Raw genomic sequence first — 15,671 nt, 5'->3', positions numbered from 1 at the left:
TTCGCGAAGGCTGGTTGCTACTTTTGCTTTGCTGGGGCTCCCTGACCATGGCGGATGAGACCGCACCCAGCCCGGCGGCGACCGGGATTGATAGCGTTGCCGCGGACGTCGAGTTTGACAGCCGGTTGCTCGATAGCCTGGGGGTGAACATCGATCTCGCCCGCTTCGCCCGCGCCGACTTCGTCCCCCTTGGCCTCTATCAACTCGAGATCACCATCAACGGCAAGGAGCGGGTGAGTCAGCAAGTGGAGGTACGAGCGGGGGCCGATCCCAAGGTGCCCCGATTTTGCTTCAAACCGGGTCAAGTGACGCAGTGGGGCCTGCTCGTCGACAAATTGCCCAATCAAGCATCGGTAAAACAACAGCTTGAAAGTGACTGCATCGAGGTGGCGTCCCTGGTGCCAGGGGCCAGCTTCGTCTTCGATCTGGCGAGCCTCAGCGGCGCACTCAGCCTGCCGCAGGCGTATGTGGGCCAGGTCAGGCGCGACTATGTCGGCCCGGATCAGTGGGTACAGGGGATCGATGCGGCCTTCGTCGGCTATAACGCCAACCTCTATTACAGTGAGCAGGAGGGGGTCGACGAGCCGTTCAGCAACAGCGTCAACCTCAATACCGGCATCAACCTGGGGGCTTGGCGTCTGCGCCACAACGGCTCTTATCAGGGCAATGATGGCGGCAGCTATCAGCCCCTCAACAGCTATGTCCAGCGCGATGTCACAGGGCAGACCGCCCAGTTCACTCTGGGGGAATATTTCACCCCGGGGGACAGTTTCGACAGTGTGCCCTTCACCGGCGTGCAGTTGGCCAGCGACGATGCCATGCTGCCCGATTTCGAGCGGGGCTTTGCCCCCGTGGTGCGCGGCGTCGCCCAGAGCAATGCCAGAGTCAGCATCCGCCAGGGCACTGCCCTCATCTACGAGACCCAGGTCGCCCCCGGCGCCTTCGCCATCGACGATCTCTATGCCACCAGCTTTGCCGGGGATCTGGATGTAACCATCACGGAGGCGGATGGCAGCGCCCGCAGCTTCACCCTGCCATTCTCCTCGGTGGTGCAGATGCTGAGAGACGACACCTCCCGCTTCAGCCTGACCCTTGGCCGCTATCGCAACGAGGCCGGCCCCGATGGCCCGGATTTTCTGCAAGGCACCTATCGCCGCGGTTTCTCTAACACCCTGACCCTGTACGGCGGCACAATCGCCGCCGAAGACTATGCCGCCCTGCTGGGCGGCGCCGCAGTGGGCTCTGACTACGGCGCCCTGGCCCTCGACATCACCGGCTCCTGGGCGCGGGATCTGCCCGCCATGTCCGACCTGCCCTCATCACTCTCCGGGCAGAGCTACCGCCTCACTTACAGTAAGCAGATGGATGTGACCCAGACCTACTTCACTCTGGCGGCCTACCGCTTCTCCAGCGAAGGCTACCTGGATCTGAGCGATGTGGCCGCCGTGCAGTCGCAGACTTTCGATCAGTTGCAGCGCGAGCGCAATCGCTTCCAGCTCAACATCAACCAGCCCATAGGGGAGTGGGGGGATCTCTACTTCAACGGCATCAGCCGTGACTATTGGGGGGCCCAGACCGAGAGCAGCAGTTTCCAGCTCGGCTACAACCGGGGTTTTGACTGGGGCAGCCTGACGCTCTCGGCCAGCCACTCTCTCGATGACGGCATCGGCGATCAATACATGCTGAGCCTCAGCGTTCCCATCGGGAACCGGCTCGGAGCCCCGCGGCTGAGCAGCACCCTCTCCTATCAGGAGGGACAGGGATACAGCGCCAGACTGGATCTCAATGGTGGCTCCCGGGACGGACGCGTCTATTACGGGTTATACGGTAGCCAGAGTCAGAGCAACGGCGCCGGTTATCAGGGCTATGGCGCCAACCTGCAATATCAGACGGCAGCCACCCAGCTCGGCCTCTCAACCAGTCAGGGAGACGGCTACTCCCAGTATGTGGCCTCGGCCAAGGGCACCCTGCTGGTGCATGAGGATGGCTGGGTGCTGGGGCAGACGCAAGGGGAGACGATGGCGCTGGTGGAGGCCAAGGGCGCCCAAGGGGCCAGGGTCAGCCACGGCATCGGCAGCGAGGTGGACGGGGACGGTTACGCCGTGCTGGCCGGTCTCAACCCCTATCGCACCAATGTCATCGGCCTGGATCCGAGTGGCTTGCCGCTGGACGTGGAGATAGACGGCAGCGCCCAGATGGTGGCCCCCCGTCGGGGAGCCATCGTCAAGCTGGCGTACGAGACCCACATCGGTCAGCCGTTGCTGCTCAAGGTGCAGCGATCCGATGGCAGTGCCCCGCCTTTTGGCGCCGAGGTTATGAATGGTGCGGGTGATTCTGTCGCCGTGGTCGGACAGGGTGGGCTCATCTTCGTGCGTGGCGAGCAGTCCGTACTGCATGTTCAGTGGGGCAAGGAGCCCGATCAACGGTGCCGGTTGGACTATAAGGTGCCGAAACCTGATCCGGCCGTGCCCTATCAGCAGGTATCCGCGCGTTGTGCCACGACGGGGGTGGGTTCATGAGAGGTTGCTGGTGCTGTGGTCTCGTTCTGGGTGCCTTGCTGTGGGGGCAGCATACGGAGGCCGCGATCAACCTGCTGCGTACCCGGCTGATCTATGAGGGGGGCGGGGAGGCCAGTCTGATGGTCCACAACGGGGGAGCCGAGCCCAGCCTGTTGCAGGCCTGGGTCGATGGGGGAGATGAACACCAGGGGCCGGCCGAGGTCTCGACCCCCTTTCTGGTGGTACCCCCCATGATGCGGCTCGGGCCGGACAAGGGGCAGACGCTGCGCATCCTGGGGGCGGATCTGAACCAACTGCCCAAGGACAGGGAATCCCTGTTCTGGCTCAATGTGCTGGGGCTGCCCCCCAAGGCAAGCAGCTCAGAGGCCAGCGTGCAGCTCGCCTACCGTACCCGCATAAAGCTGTTTTATCGCCCGCCCGGCTTGCAGGGGGCGGTGGCGGAGGCGGTGACCCGGCTTCGCTGGCAAGTACAGACACAAGGGCTGAACGTCAGCAATCCGAGCCCCTTTCATATCAGCCTGAGCGAAGTGCTGCTCGAGGCGGGAATAAAGAAGGTCAGCTGGCAACAGGGGGGGCTGATCCCACCCTATGGCATGCTGCAAATCCCCATTCAGTTGGTCGAAACTACTGCCGGCAAGGGGGCCATGCGCTGGATAGATGATGATGGTAACTATCACGAGCAGGAGTTTGTGCTTGGCAAGCTGGGAGGCAACACGCATGACTGAACAAGCGGGGCATGATGGGCTGGGCAGATCGATCCTCTGGGGGGGGGGAGTCTTGCTGATGGGGTGTCTGCTATGGCAGCCAAAAGCCCATGCCGTCAATGGGCAATGCACCAGCGCTTTTGCGGCATCCGGGACAATTTCCACAACCAACACCCTCTACCAGCCAAATACTACCAGCGGTCCCACCGCCTTCTCGACCACTACCTCGGCGACTTGCAACTGTACTGGGGTCACGGTGGGCTTGCTGGCGACAACCTATTATCAGGCCACTACCAGTCTGCCCACCGTCTCAGATCCTCAGGGACCCCTTATCCAGCTCAACTCCTATTTTGGGCTCAAAGCCGAGTTTAATGCGGGGGCCGGAGGCTATCAGACAGTACCCTTCAGCGATACGTCTCTTGGTGTGCTGACTGTCTGCATCGCTAACGTGCTTAATCTGTCGTTGGGTGGGATCAGCGTGAGCGGCGGTCGTTATACCCTGAAGCTGCTCAAAGGGGTCACGGGCACCCAGACCTTCAATGGCAATGTCGCCTATCTGTTTGTGCGTCGTGGCAGTGCTCCCGATACCAGCCCGGCCAATGCGTTCAGCACGTTGGCGATGAATATCAGTGTCACCTCGACCCCGACCTGCCAGTTTCCGGCCGGTACCAGCATTCCCATCGATCTCGGTGCCGTGGCCCAGAGCGCCTTCGTCGAGGGAGCTGTCCCCAAGGGCTATGCTCCCCGCAGCGTGAATGTGAGTGTCACTTGTAGCCAGATCCCGAGCGATTACACGGTACCGCTCAGCTACAGCTTCGGGGGCGCGCTCACCAGCCAGGATCGCTTCATCACCACCAGCCTGGCCGGGGTCGGGGTGGGTATGCTGGAGCAGAGCACTCCAACTCCTATTCCATTCGCGACCGCCATCGCGGTACCCTATACGGCAGCCACCAATAACACCAATTACCAGGTGAGGCTCTATCCGACCCGGTTGCCGGGTCAGGTGGTGCGCACCGGCGCTTACACTGGCACCATCATGGTCACGGTGAGCGTGCCCTGATCGCGTGCCTTCCTGCTTTTTTCAACGAGGTTGATGATGAACAGTGACAACATCCTGCGTAGCGAACCCAAGCGCCACCCCATAGGGCGAGGCTGGGCCTGGGTCCGTACCGGGTTCGATATCTTCAACAAGGGCATGGGCGCCAGCGTGGCCATGATAGTGATCTGGTTCGTGGTGGGACTTGTGCTGGAGCAGTTACCGGCGGGCGGTTTCATCTCCCAGTTGCTGTACATGGTGTGGGGCGCCGGCTGGGTGGCGGTGGCGGCGCGGGGCTATGAGGGCAACGCTCTTCAATTCTCCGATTTCTTCTCAGGGTTCCGTCACCGGCTGACGCCTCTGATGCTGGGCGGGCTGATGGTGCTCTGCCTGTTCACGCTGATCCTGTTGATCTGCTTTGGCCTGTTGCACCTGTGGGGTCTGACCGGCTTGCTGTCCCAGGATCCGGAGACCCTGACGGTGACGCCCGAGCAGGCGCAGGGCTTCCTGCTCTGTCTGTTGCTGGGGCTGGCATTGCTGGTGCCCGTGCTGATGGCCATCACCTTCGCCCCCGCCCTCATCTTCTTCCACGGTGTCGGGATCTGGCAGGCGGCCAGGCTGAGCTTCAAGGGCTGTCTGAACAACATGTGGCCCTTCCTGTGGTGGGGGTTGTTGGGGGCCGTATTGATACTGTTCGGTGCTCTCCTGTTTCTGGTCGGCCTGCTGGTGGTGCTGCCAGCCATCAACTACTCCATCTACGCGGCCTATCGCGACATCTATCTGGAGGAGCAGGAGAGCACAGACGCACCGCCGCCGGTCAAGGCGTTCGGCTTCGAGGCATAAGCCAGTCGGGAATGAGAAGGGGCCAGCAGGCCCCTTTTTCTTGCGCGCCTATTCGGTTTGCCACAGGGGATCGTCCGCCATGCGGGCGATGAGGAAGTCGAGGAAACTGCGCAGCAGGGGGGACATCTGCTTGCGGGTGCCATAGACGGCATAGACGCCAAGCCGCTTGGGCTGCCATTGGGTCAGCAAGGACACCAGGGCGCCGCTCTCCAGCTCCGCCTGTACCGAGTAGCGTGGTTGCAGGCTGATGCCGGCCCCATCCAGAGTCGCCTTGAGCAGCAGGTTGGAGATATTGGCGCTGAGGTTGCCGCTCACCGGTACGGACTCGGGTCCATCAAGCCCCTGAAACTCCCAGAGGCTCTTGCCGAAATAGGTGTAGGTGAGGCAGTTGTGTAGGGCTAGATCCTGCACCCGTTGCGGCGCCCCATGACGAGCCAGATAGGCCGGGCTGGCACAGACCACGGAGTGGCAGGTGCCGAGGCGGCGAGCCACCAGATTGGGATCCAGATCGTTGGTGATGCGCACCGCGAGATCGATCCGCTCCTCCACCAGGTTGACGGTTCTGTCCAGCAGCAGGATGTCGATGGCGGTGCCGGGGTAATGGGCCAGATAGTCGTTCGCGGCCTTGACCAGCAGGGCTTCCGAGAGGGAGTAGCTGCTGGTCATGCGCAGCTGTCCCTTGGGTGCCTCGTCACTGCGGATGGCGAGCTGCTCCATCTCCTCCCCCAAAACCAGCATGGCTCTTGCACGGTTCAGCGCCTCTTCCCCCGGTCCGGTGAGGCTCAGTCGGCGGGTAGTGCGGTGCAGCAGGCGGGCCCCCATCCAGCGCTCCAGCTCCGCCAGATAGCGCGACACCATGGCCCGCGACATCTCCAGTTTTTCCCCCGCACCGCTCAGGCTGCCCTGCTCGACCACGCAGACAAACACCCGCAAGGCGGTCAATCTATCCATTCCTGGCTCCAGATATGCTCGATTTGTGCAACAGTAATGCGCTAATTATGCGGTATTTGCACCGATAAAGTTTCACTAAACTGTGCTTATTCGATGAACACAACGACGTTATGAGGAATACCCGATGAATACCGTACTTCGCACTCTGACCCTGGCCACCACCCTGCTCGGCGGCGCTGCCCTGGCGGGCCCGCTGACCGTGACCGTCTACAACCCCGGTGAGAAGGCCATCTTCCCGGTCTCCTCCGAGCTGGTGGCGGGGGACAAGGAAGCGATCCTCATCGACGCCCAGTTCGGGGTCAATGATGGCAAGGCGCTGGTGGATCTGATCAAGCGCAGCGGCAAGAAACTGACCACCGTCTACATCAGCGGCGGGGATCCCGACTTCTATTTCGGGCTGGAGCCCATCAAGGCCGCCTTCCCCGACGTCAAGATCCTGGCCAGCCAGCACGTGGTCGACCATATCAAGCAGACCAAGGATGCCAAGCTGGCGTACTGGGGCCCCATCCTCGCCGAGCAGGCCCCCAAGCAGCTGATCGTGCCCCAGGTGATGACGGCCTCCCAACTGACCCTGGAAGGGGAGAAGATTGAGATCAAGGCCATGAACACACCGGCTGCCTACCTCTGGATCCCGTCCATCAAGACGGCGCTGGGCGGTGTCCCCGTATACGGTGGCGTGCACGTGTGGATGGCGGACAGCCAGACCAAGGCCGAGCGGACACAGTGGGTGCAGACCCTCGACCAGCTGCTGGCCCTCAAACCCGAGCGTGTCGTGCCCGGCCACTTCCTAGGTACCGAACCCAAGGGAGTTGAGGCCGTCACCTTCACCCGTGACTATGTGCAAGGCTTCGAGCGGGCGCTGAGCAGCACCAAGGGATCGGCCGAGCTGACCGAGGCGCTCAAGCAGGCCTACCCATCCCTGCCGGTCGATGATGGCCTGACCATTGGTGCCAAGGTCGCGACCGGCGAGATGAAGTGGTAATTGCCTGAGTTCTTGTCCCTGTTTTTTTACCGGGCAGTGGTTGCCCGGTTTTTTCATTTTTTGGAGTGAGCCCATGAACGACATGACCCTGCATTATGTGTACGACCCGCTCTGTGGCTGGTGCTATGGCGCCGCCCCCTTGCTCGAGACAGCGGCCGGGATCCCGGGGCTGAATATCGCGCTGCACGCCGGTGGCCTCTGGCTCGGTGAGCGTCGTCAGCCCATGGGAGAGGCACTGCGCGACTATGTGCGGCCCCACGATGAGCGGATCCAGGCTCTGAGCGGCCAGCCGTTTGGAGAGCGTTATTTCAATGAACTCCTGCTGAGCGAAGGCTTGCTGCTCGACTCCGAGCCACCCATTCGCGCCATTCTGGCGGTGAGTGCCCTGGGAGGGGATGGCCTGACCCTGCTGCACCGCATCCAGCAGTCTCATTATCGCGACGGTCAATGGGTGGGCTCCCTTGCTCATCTGACGAGGCTAGCGCAGGAGCAGGACATAGCCCCAGAGGCGTTCGAGCCGGCCTACCGGGACGCGAACCTGAGCGAACACCTGGCCCAAAGCCAGGCCTGGCTGCGCCGCCTCGGTGGTCAGGGCTATCCCACCCTGGGGTTGATGCAGGGAGATCGCCTGATCCCGGTACCGCTTGCCCCTCTCCTAGGAAATCCCTCCGGTTTTGTCGCTCATCTTGGCGCCATACTCCGGTAGATGAGGATTGTGGCATGGAAGAGGAGCTGGTCTGAACAGTGTGTCCAGAGTTCACGTTTGAGTAGGCACAGTCGTTACAAGGATGTTAAGGTCAGAAAATTCATCCGTGAATAATCATTCAGGCGGGTACGAATACCCGGCTTCACTTTCTATATCGTCAGGATTCTCACCATGTTCAAGAACTTGTCTATTAGTCAGAAGCTGAGTGGTGGATTTGCCACTCTGGCGTTGTTGGTAGTGGCACTGGCGTGGTTTTCTGTGTCTCAACTCTCTGGTTTTTTTCAAAATACAACCGAAATCACGGGCAACCTGATCCCGACCATACGTGCCGCCAACGAAATGGAGGTTTCCTTGCTGAATGCACGTAGAGCCGAGCTGAGCATGCTGCTCGCCGGGGAAGACAAGCAGGGTATTGCGCGTTACGACCAGGTTTATCAGACGGCCAAACAGGGCTTTGTCACGGCGGCCCAGACTTATAATTCCTTGCCGTTCACCTCGGCCAAGGAGGAGCAGGAGTTCATGGCACTCAAGGAAGCTGCCAGTCAATACTTCGGCGCCCATGACGAGCTGGTGACTGCGCTGCAACAAGGGGATCTGGCCAAGGTAATGTCCCTGCGCGAGGGGGAGACCATGACTGCACTAGCGACAGCCAGCGAGAAGTCCCTGCAACTGCGCGACATCAATGGAAAGGTCGCCCGCGACATGACGACCAGTAATGAGGAAGTGTACAAGAACTCCAGGACACTCAGTATCTTGGTGGGGTCGCTCACCGTTGTGTTTGTGGTGGTCGTGGCTCTGCTGCTGACGCGGCTGATCCGCAATCCTGTCATGTTATTGCTGACCCAGACCCAGAAGGTGTCGTCGGGAGATTTGGCTACCCAGCTCGACATGACACGGTTCAACAACGATGAGCTGGGGCAACTGGCCAAGGGATTTGGTGAGATGCAGGGACGTCTGCGAGATCTGGTCAGCGAGGTGTCCGGCTCAGTGGTGCAACTCAGCTCCGCAGCCGAGGAGATCAGCGTCGTTGCCAGGCAATCTGCCTCCAGCATGAATAGTCAGCAACATGAGCTGAATCAGCTGGCCACAGCCATGAACGAAATGCAGGCCACGGTGCAGGAGGTCTCCCGTAATACCAGCGATGCCGCCAGTGCCGCGACGGAGGCGAGCAGCACGGCCGAGCAAGGAGCCCATACCGTCAACGACTCCATAGTACGTATCGAGCAGGTCGCGGGGGCCATCGAGAGCACGGCCGAAGTGATCCGCCAGCTCGGTGATGACAGCCGCAACATTGGCATGGTGCTGGAGGTGATCCGTGGCATAGCCGAACAGACGAACTTGCTGGCGCTGAATGCTGCCATTGAAGCGGCCCGGGCAGGTGAGCAGGGACGTGGATTCGCGGTGGTGGCAGATGAGGTGCGTACTCTGGCGAAACGGACTCAGGACTCGACTGCTCAGATCAATACCATTATTTCCGAGTTGCAACAGCGAGCTGAGCAGGCCAGCAGCACCATGGCACAAAGCCAGGTGCTGATGCAGGCAACTGTGGGCACGGCGCGGGAGGCGGGGGCATCCATCACCGAGATCAGCGGTTCGGTCGAGAGCATCTCCCACATGAACATCCAGATAGCGACGGCGACCGAGGAGCAGGGGGCTGTGAGTGAGGAGCTTAACCGCAACGTGGTTAATATCAGCCATGCCTCGGAGGAGGTGGTGACTGGGGCGACCCAGATGGCGGCCGCCTGCAACGATCTCAATCAGCTGGCCACCCAGCTGCAGGAGATGGTGCGCCGCTTCCGAGTGTGAGGACCAATAGGTACCGACGACGAAACAGGCCCGGATCCAGGATCCGGGCCTGTTTCGTTGCAAGTGTCGACTTGTTCCCTCATTCCGCTCTCTTCCCTTGTCCCACCTGGCGTTCTTGGGCATGCTAATGGCCCCAATGGTTGGCCGGATTTAAGGACCTATGAACCTTCGCGATCTCGAGTATTTGGTAGCGCTGGAAGAGGAGAAGCACTTTCGCAAGGCGGCGGAGCGTTGTTTCGTCAGTCAACCGACCCTGAGTGGCCAGTTGCGCAAGCTGGAAGACGAGCTGGGGGTGATCCTGATCGAGCGTACCTCTCGCAAGGTGCTGTTCACCCCGGCCGGCGACGCCATGGCCCAGCAAGCCCGCAAGGTGCTCAAGGAGGTGCGTGAGCTCAGGAGCATCGGCCAGCACTTCGCCGAGCCCATGTCGGGCGAGATCCACATAGGTTTCATCCCCACCGTCGGTCCTTACCTGTTACCCCACATCATCCAGGATCTGCGGGAACATTTCCCCAAACTGGAGTTCTACCTTCATGAAGAGCAGACCCAGGTGTTGCTCAAGCAGTTGGAGGAGGGGACCCTGGATTGCATCATACTGGCGGAGCTGGAAGGGATGGAGGGGTTCGGCTCCATACCGCTTTACCAGGAGCCCATGTGGCTCGCGGTGCCCCAGAAGCACCCGGAGGCTCAGGCCAAGTCGGTGCCGTTGCACAACCTCAAGGGCAAGAAGCTGCTGATGCTGGCCGACGGCCACTGCCTGCGGGAGCAGGCTCTGGGCTTCTGCTTCGCAGCCGGCATTGGCGAGGATCAGCGCTTCAAGGGCACCAGCCTGGAGACGCTGCGCAACATGGTTGCGGCGGGTAGCGGCCTGACCCTGATCCCCCGACTCGCCGTGCCGGCCAATCCGGAGGAGGGCGGTGTCAGCTACCGACCCGTGGTGGATCCGGTGCCGGGTCGCGCCATCTCGCTGCTTTACCGCCATTATTCGGTGCGCAGGCCCTGTTTCAATGAGTTGGCCGCTCGTATCTCACTGCTGATGCGGCCCTTGCTGGGATAATGCTCTGTATACCAAATAAAAAAACCGGCGCTGGGCGCCGGTTTTTTTGTCTGCGGGTGCTGCTTAGAAGATGTCGTCGGTGGAGACGGGGCCATCGCTGCTGGAGCCATCGCCCCCGTAGACCTGATTGCCGTCGGAGAGCTGGCTCGCGTAGCGGGTCGGCTCAGTCCCTTCCTTGAAGAACTCTTCGGTGGTGCTGCCGTCGGTACGATTGGTCAGCAGCCCGGTCTCGCGATCGATGCGCACCTGCATGATCCCCTCGGGTACCGGCATCTTGCGCTCCGGCACCTGTTGCAAGGCAGTCTTCATGAAGTCGATCCAGATGGGCTGGGCGGCGCCGCCACCGAACTCGGCCCGGCCCAGACCGCGCTGGTGGTTGTCAAAACCGATCCAGGAGGTGGCCACCAGATTCGGGGTATAGCCGGAGAACCAGGCATCCCGCGATTCGTTGGTGGTCCCGGTCTTGCCGGAGATGTCGTGGCGCTTGAGGTCACGAGCCGCGCGCCAGCCGGTACCACGCCAGCCGTTGCCACCCCAGATGGCGGTGGTCAGGGTGTCGGTCACCAGGAAGGCACTCTGGGCACTGATGGTCTGCGGCGCCATGTTGTTGGGCACCACTGGGTCTATCGGGCACTGAGCCTTCCAGTCGCCAGCGGTATTGAGGTAGGCATCGGCGCTGTCGAGGCCGGCGGCGGCCAGCACACCGCAATCGCGGCAGGCGGCGGCCGGATTGGCCTGATACAGCGGGGTGCCGAAACTGTCGGTCACTTCGGTAATGAAGTAAGGGGTGACCTGGAAGCCGCCGTTGGCCAGCACGGAATAACCGCGCACCACTTCCAGCGGGGTAAACTCGGCGGCGCCGAGCGCCAGGGATTCGTTGGCGGAGATGTGATCCCGGGCGAAGCCGAAACGGGTCAGGCCGTCGATATAGGTATCGAGCCCGATGGCGCGCATCAGCCGTACCGACATCACGTTCTTGGACTTGGCGAGGCCGAGGCGCAAGGTGGTGGGGCCTTCATAGATGGCCGGTGAGTTCTTGGGCTGCCACATGGGGCCCTTGGCCGGATCCCACTGGTTGATCGGCGCATCGTTGATGAGCGACGCTAGGGTGTAGCCCTGCTCCAGCGCGGTGGCGTAGAGGAAGGGTTTGATGTTGGAGCCGACCTGACGGCGCGCCTGATCGACCCGGTTGAACTTGGACAGCTCGAAGCTGAAGCCACCGACCAGCGCCTCTATGGCGCCGTCCTGCGGGTTCATGGCCACCAGGGCGGCGTTGACGTCGGGGATCTGGGAGAGCAGCAGCTCTTCCCCTTTCTCCCGCACCCAGATCTGGGCGCCGACTTTCAGCACGTCTCGGGCCGATTTCGGTGCATAGCTCTGGCGATCATCGGTGATGAAGGCGCGTGCCCACTTGATGCCGTTCCAGCTGAGCTCGGCCTGCTTGCCATTCTTGAGGGTCAGGGTCGCACTCTTGTCGGTCAGCTTGGTGACTACGGCCGCCATCAGCGGCTGGTAAGTGGGTTGCTTGGCCAGATGGGCCATGATCTGTTCGTAATCCCAGGCGGGTTCCCCCGCCTTCCACAGCAAGGCGGTCGGGCCACGGTAGCCATGGCGGGTGTCGTAGTCGAAGACCCCGTCCAGCAGCGCCTGATGGGCGGCGCGCTGACGCTTGGCGGTGACAGTGGTGTAGACGTGCAGCCCCATGGTGTAGGCGTCCTCACCAAACTGCTCCACCATCTTCTGGCGCACCATCTCGCTCAGGTAAGGAGCATTGAGGGTCGTCTCGGCGCCGTGATAGCGGGCCTTGATCGGCATCTTGGAGGCTTCGTCAAACTGGGCCTGGGTGATCTTGCCGGTCTCCAGCATGCGCCCCAGCACCACGTTGCGGCGCGCAAAGGCGCGCTCGGGGGAGCGGATGGGGTTGAGCATTGAGGGTGCCTTGGGCAAGCCGGCGATGATGGCAATCTCGTCGAGGGTCAGATCCTTGACCTCCTTGCCAAAGTAGACCTGCGCGGCGGCGCCGACCCCGAAGGCCCGGTAGCCGAGGGGGATCTTGTTGAGATAGAGCGTCAGGATCTCGTCCTTGGAGAGATTCTGCTCGATGCGCCAGGCCAGGAATACTTCCTTGACCTTGCGCACTATGGTCTTCTCGTTGGTCAGGAAGAAGTTGCGGGCAACCTGCTGGGTGATGGTACTGGCGCCCTGACGGGCCTGACCGGAGACGGCCCAGACGGTAGCTGCGCGGATGATGCCGATGGGATCGATGCCCGGGTGCTCATAGAAACGGGCATCCTCGGTGGCGAGCACCGCATCGATCATGGGCTGGGGAATCTCGTCCAGCCGCAACGGGATGCGACGAATTTCGCCAAATTGGGAGATCAGTTCCCCGTCCCGGCTGTACACCTTCATCGGGGTGGCCAGCTTGACGTCGCGCAGTGCGCTCACATCCGGCAACTGGGGCTTGATGTAGAAGTAGATGCCGATGAGGCTGGCAACACCCAGCACTGCACCCAGCATCATGACAATAAACAGGCGAACGAGCCATTTCAGCATGGAAGAACTACCAATCGTCTTAAAATTAGCCAACGGGCGCAGAGTATAGCCTTTTTACCCCCGCAGATTCGAGATTTTCCTGTCCACAGACCCTGACCTCGAGAAGAGGCGCGAGGGTAGCATTCCATGGCGCAATTACCAAGGGGGCGGCGGCTATGGCTGAAAGGAGAGCCGCGTCAATTTTTGACATAAACTTTATGACATTGATAGATAGAGCATTATATTGAGTTAAGTCATCACCCAGTGATGAGCTGTCCTACAATAAGTCCTAAAACCCAATAACGCATGGATGTGTATATGTTTGGGCTATTCAGCAAAGGATCCCTCCTCTCCTTGGCGGGCATTGATTTTGGCAGTCAAACCATCAAGGCCGTCACCCTCAGCGGACGTCCCGGCAAGGTGCATCTCGAATCGGTCGCCGAGATAGCCACGCCCAAGGGCACGCTGGTCGATTACCAATTGCAGGATATCGAACGGGTCAGCCAATCCCTCAAGTCACTCAAACGCCTCATTCAGGGGGAGTGCCAGCACGTGGCCACTGCGGTGACAGGTTCCAACGTCATCACCAAGGTCATCCAGGTCGACGCCAGGATCAGTGACAGCGAACTGGAGAGCCAGGTCCAGCTGGAAGCGGAACAGATCATCCCTTTCCCCCTCGATGAGGTCAGCCTGGATTTCGAGATCCTCGGCATGACGGCCGACGAGACCCGTCAGGAAGTGCTACTCAGCGCGGCCCGTACCGAAAGCGTCAGCGGCCGAGTCAGCGCCCTCACCGAGGCGGGCATGATAACCAAGGTGGTGGACGTGGGAGCCCATGCGCTCGGACGCGCCGTGCTGGCTTGTCTGCCCGAATTGCAGACCGCAGATAAGCCGGTCGGCATCATCGACATCGGTGCCAGTGCCATGACCTTTGCCGCCCTGCTCAGAGGCCAGATCATCTATTCCCGTTTGCAGAACTTCGGTGGCGATCAATACAGCCAGGCCCTGGCGTCTTTTTACAGCATGAGTCTGGAGGAGGCCGAGCTTGCCAAGATCAAGGGCAACTTGCCTGCCGATCATGAGGTCGATGTGCTCTCACCCCATCTCAGTTCGCTCGTGCTTCAGGTAAGGCGTAATGTGCAGCTGTTTTGCAGCTCGTCGGGCAACAAGGAACTACCCAGACTGGTGTTGACGGGAGGTGGCAGCTTGTTGCCTGGCCTGGCCGAGCAGATAGGCCGCGAGCTTAATTGCGACGTCTTGCATCCCGATCCCTTCGTGTTGTTTGGCAAACCCAAGGGCGATGGGGGGGAAACGCATGGGGCCAAGTACATGGCTGCGTTGGGTCTGGCACTGCGGAGCTTCACACCATGTCAAATATAAACCTCCTGCCCTGGCGAGCGGCCAGGGCTCAGCGCCAGAAGAAGCAGTTTGGCGCCATGATCGGGATTTTTCTGGCGGCGACAGCATCCTTGGCGTTTGCCATCGACTGGTTGGTGATGCAGCAGATCGGTTATCAGCAGCAGCGCAACCAACGGCTGCAGCAGGAGATGGCCATACTCGATGCCCAGCTTGGGGAGATACGGTTGCTCAAGGAGCGACGCAAGGAGCTGATCGCTCGCATGCAACTCATCGAGCAGTTGCAGACGCAGCGCAACATACCGGTGCGCCTGTTCAACCAGCTACCCGTGCTGGTGCCCAACGGGGTCTACCTCAACACCCTTGCACTGCAAAACAACCGGATCGATGTCAATGGCAAGGCCGAAGCGTATGGACGGGTTGCCAGCATGATGAGACGCATCGACAGCTCGGGTTGGCTGGGGCAATCACAAATCAGCACCATCTTCACGGCAGACGTGGCTCCCGTTGCACTCAGCCAGTTCTCCATGATGTTCCAGATTGCCGGCACGACCCTGAACGTCGCTAAGGGGCAAGAATGAACCTACAACAACTCAATGATCTGGATCTCAATGACATAGCCCGCTGGCCCAAGGTGGCAAAGGGGGTCTTCATTCTGCTCTGTTGTGCCTTGCTTGGTGGCGCCATCTATTACTATGTGATTGCCAATTCTCTGACGGCATTGCGCCAGGAGGCGGGTAAAGAGAATGAGTTGAAGGCCCAGTTCGAGAGCAAGGCCATGCTGGCTGCCAACCTGGGAGCGTACAAGAAACAGATGGTGCAACTTGAGCAGTTGGTGGATACCCAGCTCAAGCAGTTGCCCAATACCCATGAGGTGGCGGGGCTGCTGGATGACATCAGCTTCATTGCCACCGACAACGGTCTCAAATTGAACAGGATCAACTGGGAAGCCGAGATCCAGCACGAGTTTTCAACCGAGCTTCCCATGCGTATCGAGGTGGTGGGTACTTATCACGAGCTCGGTAAATTCACGGCCGACATGGCGGCCCTGCCGCGTATCGTGATCCTGGAGTCTTTCCTGCTCAACCAGAGCCAGGAGCAAGGAGAGATGATTGGCATGTCCATGCAGGCCAAGACTTACAAATACAACGGTAAAACCGTGGAGCAGAAGCCATGAGC

At 60.7% G+C, this 15,671-nt stretch carries 13 protein-coding genes; 11 read left to right on the top strand and 2 right to left on the bottom strand.

The genetic code is table 11. From position 1 onward, the window contains the following. Window positions 1-14 precede the first annotated feature (14 nt). From BN1124_RS17450 to BN1124_RS17435, 4 genes are all read left to right on the top strand, one after another. Window positions 15-2,519 carry a fimbria/pilus outer membrane usher protein gene (locus BN1124_RS17450; RefSeq protein WP_231553673.1) on the top strand — a complete coding sequence of 835 codons (2,505 nt, stop codon included), beginning with the start codon at window positions 15-17 and terminating at the stop codon, window positions 2,517-2,519. After that, window positions 2,516-3,244, top strand: a complete 729-nt coding sequence (locus BN1124_RS17445; RefSeq protein WP_048822970.1) for a fimbrial biogenesis chaperone — start codon at window positions 2,516-2,518, stop codon at window positions 3,242-3,244. The genes BN1124_RS17450 and BN1124_RS17445 overlap by 4 nt, the downstream gene beginning before the upstream one ends. A 457-nt stretch (window positions 3,245-3,701) precedes the next feature. After that, the gene (locus tag BN1124_RS21730) at window positions 3,702-4,283 is read left to right on the top strand and encodes a fimbrial protein (protein ID WP_231553672.1); all 582 of its coding nucleotides are present in this window, start codon (window positions 3,702-3,704) and stop codon (window positions 4,281-4,283) included. Between the two features lie 36 nt (window positions 4,284-4,319). After that, window positions 4,320-5,102 carry a BPSS1780 family membrane protein gene (locus tag BN1124_RS17435; protein WP_042643981.1) on the top strand — a complete coding sequence of 261 codons (783 nt, stop codon included), beginning with the start codon at window positions 4,320-4,322 and terminating at the stop codon, window positions 5,100-5,102. Window positions 5,103-5,150: 48 nt separating this feature from the next. On the opposite strand, the gene BN1124_RS17430 is transcribed toward BN1124_RS17435, so the two are convergent. Continuing rightward, the gene (locus tag BN1124_RS17430; protein ID WP_042643979.1) at window positions 5,151-6,053 is read right to left on the bottom strand and encodes a LysR family transcriptional regulator; all 903 of its coding nucleotides are present in this window, start codon (window positions 6,051-6,053) and stop codon (window positions 5,151-5,153) included. A gap of 124 nt (window positions 6,054-6,177) precedes the next feature. On the opposite strand from BN1124_RS17430, the gene BN1124_RS17425 reads away from it, so the two are divergent. The 4 genes from BN1124_RS17425 to oxyR all read left to right on the top strand — a co-directional run bounded on the left by BN1124_RS17425 (window position 6,178) and on the right by oxyR (window position 10,604). Beyond that, the gene (locus BN1124_RS17425; RefSeq protein WP_042643977.1) at window positions 6,178-7,035 is read left to right on the top strand and encodes a Vmh family MBL fold metallo-hydrolase; all 858 of its coding nucleotides are present in this window, start codon (window positions 6,178-6,180) and stop codon (window positions 7,033-7,035) included. A 73-nt stretch (window positions 7,036-7,108) separates the two neighbouring features. Further along, window positions 7,109-7,741: a DsbA family protein gene (locus tag BN1124_RS17420; RefSeq protein WP_042643975.1), complete on the top strand. Its 633-nt coding sequence runs from the start codon at window positions 7,109-7,111 to the stop codon at window positions 7,739-7,741. A 171-nt stretch (window positions 7,742-7,912) separates the two neighbouring features. After that, a complete protein-coding gene (locus BN1124_RS17415; protein WP_042643972.1) occupies window positions 7,913-9,547 on the top strand; it encodes a methyl-accepting chemotaxis protein in 1,635 nt (544 codons plus the stop codon). Between the two features lie 160 nt (window positions 9,548-9,707). Further along, on the top strand, window positions 9,708-10,604 hold the full coding sequence (gene oxyR / locus BN1124_RS17410) for a DNA-binding transcriptional regulator OxyR (RefSeq protein ID WP_042643970.1): 897 nt from the start codon (window positions 9,708-9,710) through the stop codon (window positions 10,602-10,604). Window positions 10,605-10,667: 63 nt separating this feature from the next. Here the strand turns inward: oxyR and BN1124_RS17405 are convergent, their stop codons facing one another. Beyond that, the gene (locus tag BN1124_RS17405) at window positions 10,668-13,157 is read right to left on the bottom strand and encodes a penicillin-binding protein 1A (RefSeq protein ID WP_042643968.1); all 2,490 of its coding nucleotides are present in this window, start codon (window positions 13,155-13,157) and stop codon (window positions 10,668-10,670) included. Window positions 13,158-13,454: 297 nt separating this feature from the next. On the opposite strand from BN1124_RS17405, the gene tapM reads away from it, so the two are divergent. From tapM to tapO, 3 genes are read left to right on the top strand one after another with little or no spacing between them, the layout of a single operon-like run. Next, window positions 13,455-14,516: a PilM family type IVa pilus assembly protein TapM gene (gene tapM / locus BN1124_RS17400; RefSeq protein WP_042643966.1), complete on the top strand. Its 1,062-nt coding sequence runs from the start codon at window positions 13,455-13,457 to the stop codon at window positions 14,514-14,516. Next, the gene (tapN, locus tag BN1124_RS17395; protein WP_042643964.1) at window positions 14,504-15,073 is read left to right on the top strand and encodes a PilN family type IV pilus biogenesis protein TapN; all 570 of its coding nucleotides are present in this window, start codon (window positions 14,504-14,506) and stop codon (window positions 15,071-15,073) included. Before tapM ends, tapN begins: the two co-directional genes overlap by 13 nt. Beyond that, on the top strand, window positions 15,070-15,669 hold the full coding sequence (gene tapO / locus BN1124_RS17390) for a PilO family type IV pilus biogenesis protein TapO (RefSeq protein ID WP_042643962.1): 600 nt from the start codon (window positions 15,070-15,072) through the stop codon (window positions 15,667-15,669). Before tapN ends, tapO begins: the two co-directional genes overlap by 4 nt. The last annotated feature ends 2 nt before the right edge of the window (window positions 15,670-15,671 follow it).

The sequence above is a fragment of the Aeromonas eucrenophila genome, from assembly GCF_000819865.1.
Classification (GTDB): Bacteria; Pseudomonadota; Gammaproteobacteria; order Enterobacterales; family Aeromonadaceae; genus Aeromonas; species Aeromonas eucrenophila.
The sequence above is the reverse complement of the archived record's forward strand: the minus strand, read 5'-3'. Positions and strand labels throughout refer to the sequence as shown.